The organism is Streptomyces aurantiacus JA 4570 (genome assembly GCF_000414115.1).
Lineage (GTDB): Bacteria > Actinomycetota > Actinomycetes > Streptomycetales > Streptomycetaceae > Streptomyces > Streptomyces aurantiacus_A.
In genome coordinates, this window is the sequence record NZ_AOPZ01000530.1 from 1 (window position 1) to 8831 (window position 8831).

An 8831-nucleotide genomic window follows, 5' to 3' on the forward strand; every position below is an offset into this window, starting at 1 on the left:
GGTTGCTGTTCGTGGCGTTCCTGGGGTCGGGCTGATCTTTGCTGTTTGAGTCGGTCTGGGCGGTGCTGCGGTGCCGCCTGGCTCTGGCATCAAGGGCATGGGCACGCTGCGGCCCGGCCATGGCGCCACGCGGCGGAGCCGCACATCGATACAGCATGGACCGCTTGGACTCTCTGCTGCCGACGGCTCCGGTGGTGTGGTTGCTGTTCGTGGCGTTCTTGGGAACTGGCTGACCTGCTGTTTTGTGTACGAGGGGTCCGTTGTCCACAGGGTGGCGGGCCCCTCTCGTATGTCTGCGACACTTGAAGGACCATGCCCAAGCCCGGAGAACTCACTTTCGTCGCCCCCCGCGGAGCCAAGAAGCCGCCGCGGCACCTCGCCGACCTCACGCCCGCCGAGCGGAAGGAAGCCGTCGCCGCGGCCGGCGAGAAGCCGTTCCGCGCCAAGCAGCTCTCGCAGCACTATTTCGCCCGGTACGCGCACCAGCCGGAGCAGTGGACGGACATCCCCGCCGGTGCGCGCGGCAAGCTCCAGGAGGCACTGCTTCCGGAGCTGATGTCGGTGGTGCGGCACATCAGCTGTGACGACGACACCACCCGCAAGACCCTGTGGCGGCTGTTCGACGGCACGCTGGTCGAGTCGGTGCTGATGCGGTACCCGGACCGGGTCACCATGTGCATCAGCTCCCAGGCGGGCTGCGGCATGAACTGCCCGTTCTGCGCGACGGGCCAGGCGGGCCTGGACCGGAACCTGTCGACCGCGGAGATCGTGCACCAGATCGTCGACGGCATGCGGGCCCTCAGGGACGGCGAGATCCCCGGCGGCCCCGCCCGGCTGTCGAACATCGTCTTCATGGGCATGGGCGAGCCGCTGGCGAACTACAACCGCGTGACCGGCGCGATCCGCCGCCTCACCGACCCCGAGCCCGACGGCGTCGGCCTCTCGCAGCGCGGCATCACCGTCTCCACGGTCGGCCTGGTGCCCGCCATCCACCGGTTCGCGGACGAGGGCTTCAAGTGCCGCCTCGCCATCTCGCTGCACGCCCCCGACGACGAGCTGCGCGACACCCTCGTCCCGGTCAACACCCGCTGGAAGGTCCGCGAGGTCATGGACGCCGGCTGGGAGTACGCGGCCAAGTCGGGCCGCCGCCTCTCCATCGAGTACGCGCTGATCCGGGACATCAACGACCAGGCATGGCGCGGCGACCGGCTCGGGCGGCTGCTCAAGGGCAAGCCGGTGCACGTCAATCTCATTCCGCTGAACCCGACACCCGGCTCGAAGTGGACGGCGTCGCGGCCCGAGGACGAGAAGGCATTCGTCGAGGCCATCGCGGCCCACGGTGTGCCGGTCACCATCCGTGACACCCGTGGCCAGGAGATCGACGGGGCGTGCGGGCAGCTCGCGGCGGCCGAGAGGTAGTCTTGCGGGCGTAACCACATCTGCATATTCCGACAGGGGAGCGCCACAGCGCTGAGAGTGCGGTATCGGCCGCAGACCCTCTGAACCTCGCCCAGGTCATTCTGGGTAGGAAGTTCGGTCGCTACTCAAGCTGTTGCGCCCTGCCCGGGACGCCGATCCGACGGTCCCGGGCAGGGCCGCGTCTCTTCCTGGTCACTCCAGGAGGATGTTTTTCGTGAGCACCATAAAGAAGGCGTCGGTGAAGAGGGCGTCGGTCACCGCGGCCGCCGTGGGCCTCGGGCTCGTCGTCGTCACCGCGTGCGGCTCCGACAACGGATCGAAGGTGTCGGACTCCAAGTCCGTGACCCTCGTGACGCACGACTCCTTCAAGGTCTCCAAGGACGTACTGAAGGACTTCGAGAAGACCTCCGGCTACAAGGTCCGCGTCCTTGAGGACGGCGACGCCGGGCAGGCCGTGAACAAGGCGATCCTGTCCAAGGGCAACCCCCAGGGCGACGTGTTCTTCGGCGTCGACAACACCCTGCTCTCCCGGGCGCTCGACAACGGCGTCTTCGAGCCGTACGAGGCCAAGGGCCTGGACCGGGTCCTGCCGCAGTACCGGCTCGCCAAGGGCGAGAAGGGCGTCACGCCCGTCGACTCCGGCGACATCTGCGTGAACTACGACAAGAAGTACTTCGCCGACAAGAAGCTGGCGCCGCCGAAGTCCTTCGACGATCTGATCAAGCCGCAGTACAAGAACCTCCTCGTCACCGAGAACGCCTCGACCTCCTCGCCCGGCCTCGGCTTCGTGCTCGGCACCGCCGCGCAGTACGGCGACGACGGCTGGCAGGGCTACTGGAAGAAGCTGAAGGCCAACGGCGTCAAGGTCGTCGACGGCTGGGAGCAGGCGTACAACGAGGAGTTCTCCGGCTCGGCCGGAGGCAAGAAGGCCAAGGGCGACCGGCCGCTCGTCGTGTCGTACGCCTCGTCGCCGCCCGTCGAGGTGCTCTACGCCAAGCCAGGGCCCAAGCAGGCCCCGACCGGCGTCGCCACCGGCACCTGCTTCCGGCAGATCGAGTACGCGGGCCTGCTGAGCGGCGCGAAGAACGAGAAGGGCGGCAAGGCGCTCCTCGACTTCATGATCGGCAAGAAGTTCCAGGACGACATGCCGCTCCAGATGTTCGTGAACCCGGTGACAGACACCGCGCAGACGCCCGAGCTGTTCCGGAAGTTCGGTGCGAAGGTCGACAAGCCGCAGACCATGGCCCCGAAGAAGATCGCCGACAACCGTGAGCAGTGGGTCAAGTCATGGACCTCGCTCGTTCTGAAGTAGCCGGGCCCGAGCCCCGCTCCGGGAAGTCCCCTGGGGGACGTACGGCACGCAGGGGCCCGGCTCGTCGCCGGGACCTGCGCGGGAGCGCGGCGCGGCTCGGCCTCATGGCCCTGCCCGTCGCGTTCTTCGCCGTCTTCTTCGCCTACCCGGTCGCCGCGATCGTCGCGCGCGGCCTGAAGGCCGACGGGAGCTGGCAGTTCGGCCGGATCGGCGAGGTGATCGGGCAGTCGGACATCCAGCAGGTGCTGTGGTTCACCACCTGGCAGGCGCTCGCTTCCACCGCGCTCACGCTGCTGATCGCGCTGCCCGGCGCGTACGTCTTCGCGCGCTTCGATTTCAGGGGCAAGCAGGTGCTGCGGGCGGTCGTCACCGTGCCGTTCGTGCTGCCGACCGTCGTCGTCGGCACGGCCTTCCTCGCCGTCATCGGGCGCGGCGGGCTCTTCGACGAGCTGTGGGGGATGCGCCTGGACACCACGGTGTGGGCGATCCTGCTCGCGCACGTCTTCTTCAACTACGCCGTCGTCGTGCGCACCGTCGGCGGGCTCTGGTCGGGGCTCGACCCGCGCCAGGAGGAGGCCGCGCGGATGCTCGGCGCCTCCCGCCTCACCGCCTGGCGGACGGTCACACTGCCCGCGCTCGCGCCCGCCGTCGCGGCGGCCGCGCTCATGGTCTTCCTGTTCACGTTCACGTCGTTCGGCGTCGTCCAGATCCTCGGCGGACCGGCGTACTCGACCCTCGAAGTCGAGATCTACCGGCAGACCGCCCAGCTCCTCGACCTGCCGACCGCAGCCGTCCTCACGATCGTGCAGTTCGCGGCGGTCGGCGCGGTCCTCGCCGTGCACGCCTGGACGGTGCGCCGGCGCGAGAGCGCGCTGAAGCTGGTGGACGCCGCGGCGACGGTACGGCGGCCGCGCGGCGCCGGGCAGTGGAGCCTGCTCGGCTTCGTGCTCCTGACTGTCGCGCTGCTGATCCTGCTGCCGCTCGGCGTGCTGGTGCAGCGGTCGCTCGACGGGCCCGGCGGCTACGGATTCCTGTACTACGAGACGCTGCGGTCGGCCGACGGCGGCGCGTTCCTCGTCCCGGCCATCGACGCCATCTGGAACTCGCTGCGGTACGCCGTCGTGGCCACCGTCATCGCCCTGGTGATCGGCGGGCTCGCGGCGGCCGCGCTGACCCGGCGCGCGGGGCGGCTCGTGCGCGGGTTCGACGCGCTCCTCATGCTGCCGCTCGGCGTGTCCGCGGTGACCGTCGGCTTCGGCTTCCTGATCGCCCTCGACGAGCCGCCCCTCGATCTGCGGGCGTCCTGGATCCTGGTCCCGCTGGCCCAGGCGCTGGTGGGCGTCCCCTTCGTCGTACGCACGATGCTGCCGGTGCTGCGCGCGGTGGACGGGCGGCTGCGCGAGGCGGCGGCGGTGCTCGGGGCCTCGCCGCTGCGGGCCTGGCGCGAGGTCGACTTCCCGCTGGTGCGGCGGGCCCTGCTGATCGCGGCGGGCTTCGCCTTCGCGGTGTCGCTCGGCGAGTTCGGCGCGACGGTGTTCATCGCCCGGCCGGACAACCCGACCCTGCCGGTCGCGGTGGCCCGGCTGCTCGGGCGCGCCGGAGACCTCAACTACGGGCAGGCGATGGCCCTTTCGACGATTCTGATGGTGGTGTGCGCGGTGTCGCTGTTGCTCCTCGAGCGGTTGCGCACGGAACGTACGACGGGAGAGTTCTGATGACTGCCGCGCGGGACGGGGCGCCGCGGGGCGCGGCGCTGCTGCGCCTCGAGGACGTGACGGTACGTTTCGGGGCCCGCGCCGCCCTCGACGCCGTGGCGCTCGACGTCGCCGAGCACGAGATCGTGTGCGTGCTCGGGCCGAGCGGCAGCGGCAAGTCGACGCTGCTGCGGGCCGTCGCCGGGCTCCAGGAGCTCGACGGCGGACGGATCGTGCTCGGCGGGCGCGATCAGGGCGGGGTGCCCGCGCACAAGCGGGGCGTCGGCCTGATGTTCCAGGACCATCAGCTCTTCCCGCAACGGGACGTGGCGGGCAATGTCGCCTTCGGGCCCCGGATGCACGGCGCCACGCGCGCCGAACAGGACCTGCGGGTCGCCGAGTTGCTGGACCTGGTGGGGCTGCCGGGCGCGCAGAAGCGGGCCGTGTCCTCGCTGTCGGGCGGCGAGCAGCAGCGGGTCGCGCTCGCCCGGGCGCTCGCGCCGCGGCCCCGCCTGCTGATGCTCGACGAGCCGCTCGGCCAGCTCGACCGCTCGCTGCGGGAGCGCCTCGTCGTCGAACTGCGGGAACTCTTCGACGAGTTGGGTACGACGGTGCTCGCCGTCACGCACGACCAGGGGGAGGCGTTCGCGCTCGGGGACCGGGTCGTGGTGATGCGGGACGGGCGGATCGCCCAGTCCGGTACGCCTCTTGAGGTGTGGCGGAACCCGGCCGACGAGTTCGTCGCGCGCTTCCTCGGGTTCGACAACGTGGTCGACGCGACGGTCACCGGCGAGGCCGCCGACACGGTGTGGGGCAAGGTCCCGGTGCCGGGCGGGACCCGGCAGGGGGCGTGCCGGCTGCTCGTGCGGCCCGCCGGGGTGCGGCTCGTGGGGGCGTGGGAGGGGCTCGCGTGTGTGGTGGCGGCGCGTACGTTCCGGGGCACGCATGTCGCCGTGCGTCTGGAGCCGCCGGGCGGGCCGAGGCTCGAGGCGGCGTGCGCGCTGCGGGACGCGCCCGCTGTGGGGGAGACGGTGGGGGTGGCGTTCGACTCGGGTGACGTGGTGGTGCTCGGCTGAGGGGCGGTTCCCCCCGGGCGGCCGGGGCGGTGGCGGAAACCTGGCTGACCGGGTGGGGGACGGCGACCTATGGTTCGGCCATGACGAGACTTGGATACGACCGGTACCGCGAAGAAGTCGCCCGGCAGCTCGGGCTGTTCAGGGAGACCCTGACAGGGGCCGACCTGACGGTCACCGTGCCGACCTGTCCCGAGTGGACGCTCGGGCGGCTCGCCCGGCACACCGGCGGCGCGGTGCGGTGGGTCGAGGCGCATGTGCGGACCCGGGCGGACAAGCACGTACCCGAGTCGGACGTCCCGGACTTCGAGGGGCCCGGTGACGACGACCCCGCCGGGCTCGACGCGTGGCTCGCCGAGACGGCGGAGCGGATGGACGCGACGCTTCGGGGTGCCTCCGGCGAGACGGCCGTGTGGACGTGGGCGGGGGAGCAGACCGCCGGGTTCTGGGCTCGGCGGATGACACACGAGGTGGCCGTGCACCGGGCCGACGCGGCGATCGCTGCGGGGGTCGAGTACGAGGTGGCGCCCGAGGTCGCCGCTGACGCGATCGATGAGTGGCTGGAGATCGTGCAGTACGTTCAGCGGACCAACTTGGCGGACAATGCCGCCGAGTTGCGTGGGGGTGGGCGGAGCATTCATCTCCACGCGATGGATGCGGGGGCCGCGTTGAACGCGGAGTGGGTCGTGGAGTTGGCCGAGGAAGGGGTGGTCTGGCGGCGGGGGCACGAGAAGGCCGACGTCGCCCTTCGGGGGCCGCTTACGGAGGTTCTGCTCGCCTTCTACCGGCGGCGGGGGTTGGACTCCGGGCGGGTTGAAGTGCTGGGGGACCGGGAGCTGTTGGACTTCTGGCTGGAGCGGGCTTCGTTTGGGTGACTGTCGTTGGTGAGGGCGCGCGTAGGCGTTGGGCTGCCTTGAGGGTCGGGAGCCGCCCCTGGCGGCCCAGCTGCCCACAGCGCGAAGCAGACTGCTCACGCGGCCCAACTGCCCGCAGCGGGGAACGGGAGAGCTGCCCGGCGCCGTGAGCGGGCAGGCCAGGGGGCCCAGCTGCCCGCAGCGCGTGGGGCTACGCCGAACTACCCATCTGTGCCAAGGCTGTTGCTGCCTCGCTCACATCCCCCACCAAGGCGATGCGCGCCCCCATCGGCCGGTCCGCCGCCAAGGACTGGAGGAGGGGCCAGGCCGGGAGGTGGTGGGTCCAGTGGTGGGTGTTGACCAGGACCATGGGGGTGGGGGCGCCGCGGGACTCGTAGTAGTTGGGGGTCGCGTTGTCGAAGATCTCCTGGACGGTGCCCGCGGCACCCGGCAGGAAGACGACACCCGCGTTGGACCGGGCCAGCAGCCCGTCCTCGCGGGTCGCGTTGGCGAAGTACTTGGCCAGGTGCGCGGCGAACGCGTTCGGCGGCTCGTGGCCGTAGAACCACGTGGGGATGCCGACCGAAGGACCGCCGGACGGCCACCGCTCGCGCACCGCGAACGCGGCCCGCGCCCACTCGGTCACCGACGGCGTGAACGAGGGCGCCTTGGCGAGGATCAGCAGCGCCTCGTCCAGCATGTCGTCGTCGTACACGGCGGCGTACGCCCCGAGGTTCGCCGCCTCCATGGCCCCGGGGCCGCCCCCGGTCGCCACCGTGAACCCGCCCCGCGCGAGCTGCCGCCCGAGCCGCGCCGCGCCCTCGTACTCCGCCGTGCCCCGCGCCATCGCGTGGCCGCCCATGACGCCCACCACCCGCGCCCCGGCGAGGAGTTCGTCGAGGGCGTCGGAGATGGAGTCGTCGTGCACGGCGCGCAGCATCGACGCGAACACGTCCCCGTCGGCCTTGGTCTGCTGGAACCACGCGTAGGCGCGGGCGTCCGGTGTCGCCTCGTAGCCGCCGTCGTCGAGCCCCGCGAACAGATCGCCGGGCGTGTACAGGAGCGCGCGGTAGGGGTCGAACGGCAGGCCCGGGACGGGCGGGAAGACCAGTGCGCCGGAGGCCCGGACGCGGGCGGCGGCCTCCTCCGCCATCGGGCAGCCGAGGAACACGGCGCCCGTGGTGTCCGCGGTGAGCAGCGCGGACGTCCGGTCCGTCAAGTCGACGGCCTGGACGCGGAATCCGGCGAGCGAGCCGCGTACCGCCAAGACCTCGTCGAACTCGGCGAGCGTCTCGATCTCGCGGTCGCCGGGGTGCGGGGCGGATGCTTCGGAAGGCAGCATCCGCCCATGCTATGCACCCGTGGGACGTGGGTCCCGCTCAGCCCTCGGCCTGGGCCGGGTCCATCCAGATGATCTCCCAGGTGTGGCCGTCGAGGTCGTCGAAGGCGCGGCCGTACATGAAGCCGTAGTCCTGGATCTTGCCGGCGGTGGCACCCGCGGCCAGCGCCTTGTCGACGAGCTCGTCCACCGCGGAGCGGCTCTCGGCGCTGAGGCCGATGAGCGTCTCGCTGGTCTTGGAGGCGTCCGCGATCTCCTTGGTGGTGAACTGGCTGTAGTGCGACTTGCTCAGCATCATCGCGACGATCGTGTCACTGATCTTGACGCAGGCGGTGTCGTCCGTGGAGAACTGGGGGTTGAGCGAGTAGCCGAGCGAGGTGAAGAACTTCTTCGACGCCTCGACGTCGTTCACGGCCAGGTTCACGAAGATCATCTGCTGGTACATGTGCGTCTCCCGTGGGGTGCGTGTGCCTTGCGTAAAGGTCTGTGTGCGTCTTACGCAGGATTAGACAGCCCCTCGGAGCGGAACTCATCGTCCGTCGCAAAATTTTCTTGTACGAGTTTTCGAGGGCACCGCGGCCGCGACGGATCAGCGCACCAGCGGCATCGTCGACAGCTCCGCAACCAGCCATGTCACCGGCCCGAACACCGCGAGCAGCGCCCCGGCCCGCAGCGCCACACAGCCCCGGAGCAGCGCCGCCGGCGCCCCGAGCCGCAGCAGCGCCGCCGTGGTGTCGGCGCGCGCGTGCTTGGCCTCGACGGCGGCCGTGGTCAGGGTCAGGACCGCGCAGCCCGCGACGAGCAGGGCGCCGAGCGTGGTGAGGGGGCCGATGTCCGAGCGGCCGGCCGCCCCGTCGGCGTACAGCGCCCCCGCCGCGTACGCGCCCGAAGCCACCGCGCTCACCACGCCGAGCGGGCGCCCGATCCGCCGCGCCTCCTGCTGGAGCACGCGCCCCGCGAGCAGCCGCACCGCCCCCGGCCGCACCGCCTGAAGCAGCCGTCCGCAGAGGTGGGTGAGCGCGGGCCCGGCGAGGGCGAGGCCGAGGGCGGTGAGCCCCCAGCCGGCCAGCGCGCCGACGGGGCCGCCGACGAGTCCGCCGGGCATCCGCGGGCCCGAGCCGCCCGATCCGTCGGCGAATC

At 71.4% G+C, this 8831-nt stretch carries 7 protein-coding genes and 1 pseudogene; 5 read left to right on the forward strand and 3 right to left on the reverse strand.

Features of this window, described 5'->3' with window-relative positions; genetic code table 11:
- The first annotated feature begins 312 nt into the window (after nucleotides 1–312).
- The 5 genes from rlmN (at nucleotide 313) to STRAU_RS37335 (ending at nucleotide 6373) form a co-directional block, all read left to right on the forward strand.
- The gene (gene rlmN, locus STRAU_RS37315; RefSeq protein WP_016645572.1) at nucleotides 313–1419 is read left to right on the forward strand and encodes a dual-specificity RNA methyltransferase RlmN; all 1107 of its coding nucleotides are present in this window, start codon (nucleotides 313–315) and stop codon (nucleotides 1417–1419) included.
- 205 nt (nucleotides 1420–1624) lie between these two features.
- The gene (locus tag STRAU_RS37320) at nucleotides 1625–2731 is read left to right on the forward strand and encodes a thiamine ABC transporter substrate-binding protein (RefSeq protein WP_016645573.1); all 1107 of its coding nucleotides are present in this window, start codon (nucleotides 1625–1627) and stop codon (nucleotides 2729–2731) included.
- Nucleotides 2707–4446, forward strand: coding sequence for an ABC transporter permease (locus tag STRAU_RS37325; RefSeq protein WP_078621744.1), 1740 nt, complete (start codon nucleotides 2707–2709; stop codon nucleotides 4444–4446). Before STRAU_RS37320 ends, STRAU_RS37325 begins: the two co-directional genes overlap by 25 nt.
- Entirely contained in the window at nucleotides 4446–5501 is a 1056-nt protein-coding gene (locus STRAU_RS37330) for an ABC transporter ATP-binding protein (RefSeq protein WP_016645575.1), read from the forward strand. Before STRAU_RS37325 ends, STRAU_RS37330 begins: the two co-directional genes overlap by 1 nt.
- An 80-nt stretch (nucleotides 5502–5581) precedes the next feature.
- Nucleotides 5582–6373: a maleylpyruvate isomerase family mycothiol-dependent enzyme gene (locus STRAU_RS37335; RefSeq protein ID WP_037664508.1), complete on the forward strand. Its 792-nt coding sequence runs from the start codon at nucleotides 5582–5584 to the stop codon at nucleotides 6371–6373.
- Between the two features lie 190 nt (nucleotides 6374–6563).
- On the opposite strand, the gene STRAU_RS37340 is transcribed toward STRAU_RS37335, so the two are convergent.
- The 3 genes and pseudogenes from STRAU_RS37340 to STRAU_RS37350 form a co-directional block, all read right to left on the reverse strand.
- Complete coding sequence (locus tag STRAU_RS37340; RefSeq protein ID WP_016645577.1) at nucleotides 6564–7694, reverse strand: LOG family protein; 1131 nt, start codon at nucleotides 7692–7694, stop codon at nucleotides 6564–6566.
- 37 nt (nucleotides 7695–7731) lie between these two features.
- Nucleotides 7732–8136, reverse strand: coding sequence for a VOC family protein (locus STRAU_RS37345; protein ID WP_016645578.1), 405 nt, complete (start codon nucleotides 8134–8136; stop codon nucleotides 7732–7734).
- 144 nt (nucleotides 8137–8280) lie between these two features.
- Nucleotides 8281–8831 (reverse strand): annotated as a pseudogene (locus STRAU_RS37350) (hypothetical protein); the annotation flags it as partial.

Bases quoted from the DNA above. Each gene is read 5' to 3' on its own strand.
- rlmN (WP_016645572.1), top strand. From the start codon at position 313: ATGCCCAAGCCCGGAGAACTCACTTTCGTCGCCCCCCGCGGAGCCAAG.
- STRAU_RS37320 (WP_016645573.1), top strand. From the start codon at position 1,625: ATGTTTTTCGTGAGCACCATAAAGAAGGCGTCGGTGAAGAGGGCGTCG.
- STRAU_RS37325 (WP_078621744.1), top strand. From the start codon at position 2,707: ATGGACCTCGCTCGTTCTGAAGTAGCCGGGCCCGAGCCCCGCTCCGGG.
- STRAU_RS37330 (WP_016645575.1), top strand. From the start codon at position 4,446: ATGACTGCCGCGCGGGACGGGGCGCCGCGGGGCGCGGCGCTGCTGCGC.
- STRAU_RS37335 (WP_037664508.1), top strand. From the start codon at position 5,582: ATGACGAGACTTGGATACGACCGGTACCGCGAAGAAGTCGCCCGGCAG.
- STRAU_RS37340 (WP_016645577.1), bottom strand. From the start codon at position 7,694: ATGCTGCCTTCCGAAGCATCCGCCCCGCACCCCGGCGACCGCGAGATC.
- STRAU_RS37345 (WP_016645578.1), bottom strand. From the start codon at position 8,136: ATGTACCAGCAGATGATCTTCGTGAACCTGGCCGTGAACGACGTCGAG.